Raw genomic sequence first — 1374 nt, forward strand, 5'->3', positions numbered from 1 at the left:
GAACTGAACATCATCGCTTCGGCTGACGGTGCGGAGCCGGGCACGGACGGGGAGTTCACGGTCAGCCTTCCTGCGGGGGCGACCTCGACGGAAGACATCACGGTAAACTATACGGTGGCCGGCACGGCTACTGCCGACGCCGACTACACGGCGATCACGGGAGCGGTGGTGATCCCTGCGGGTCAGAACGGCGTGACGGTACCGGTGGTGGTGCTGGATGACAATATCATCGAAACGGATGAGACGGTGGTGATGACCATCACGGGCGGCAGCTCGGCCAGCTTCACCTTCACGGCCGGAGCGAGCGGTGAAGCCACGGTCATTATCACTGATGACGATAATACCGCTGCCAACCGGGAGCTGAGCGTTCAGACGGTGCTGAATGCGGCAGAACCCGCTACCAACGGGGCATTCCGGATCAACCTGCCTGCCGGTATCACGGCTTCGGAAAATATTCAGATAAACTACACCATTGGAGGTACTGCCGCTGCCGCGACGGATTATGTGGCCCTTCCGGCTTCGGCGGTGCTGGTTGCAGGCCAGAACAGCGTACTGCTTCCGGTCGATGTGCTGGACGATAAGATCATCGAAGGGGACGAGACGGTGGTGCTTACGCTCACCGGCGGCAGCTCGGCGAGCTTTACGTTAACTCCGAGTGCTGCAGCTGCCGAAGCGACGGTGACCATCGCGGATGACGACGCGACCCCGGCCAACCTGGTGCTGTCGGTCATGGCCAGCGTGCCGGATGCGGCCGAGCCAGCGACCAACGGCGAGTTCACCATCAGCCTGCCTGCGGGCGTTACATCCGCGGCGGACATCGCGGTGAGCTACACCATAAGCGGTACGGCTACGGCTGGCGCGGATTACACGGCGATTACGGGCGCGCTGGTGATCCCTGCGGGTCAGAACAGCATGACGGTTCCGGTGGATGTGCTGGACGACGCGATCATCGAGCCTTCCGAGACGGTCGTGCTGGAGATCAGCGGGGGCGACGACGGGCGGTATGCCTACACGGCTGCCGCAGGCGCCTCTTCGGCGACGGTGACCATTGCCGACGATGATTATAACAGCAATTCGAGCGTGATTCTGGTAACGCGCGTGTCGGATGCGGTAGAAGGCGGCGCTATGGGCCAGTACCGGATTGCACTTCCGGAAGGTTCCGTGGCCTCGGAAGACATCACGGTGAACTTCGCGATGAGTGGCACGGCCACGCGCGGCGCGGGCAACGATTATGAGCTGGGCCCGGGCACGGTGATCACGGCGGTGATTCCCGCGGGCGATAACGCGATTTTGATAAATGTCGAGGCCTATGACGACGGGATCATCGAAGGCCCCGAGACGGTGGTGATGACCCTTACGGGGGCCTCTTCATCG

Annotated in this window: 1 protein-coding gene; it reads left to right on the forward strand. The window is 62.4% G+C overall.

The features are described from left to right. Window positions 1-1374, forward strand: a 1374-nt coding sequence (locus ACFOET_RS05475; protein ID WP_379020391.1) for a Calx-beta domain-containing protein, incomplete at both ends; no start/stop codon positions are given.

Origin of the sequence: Parapedobacter deserti (genome assembly GCF_042646065.1) — a bacterium.
GTDB lineage: Bacteria > Bacteroidota > Bacteroidia > Sphingobacteriales > Sphingobacteriaceae > Parapedobacter > Parapedobacter deserti.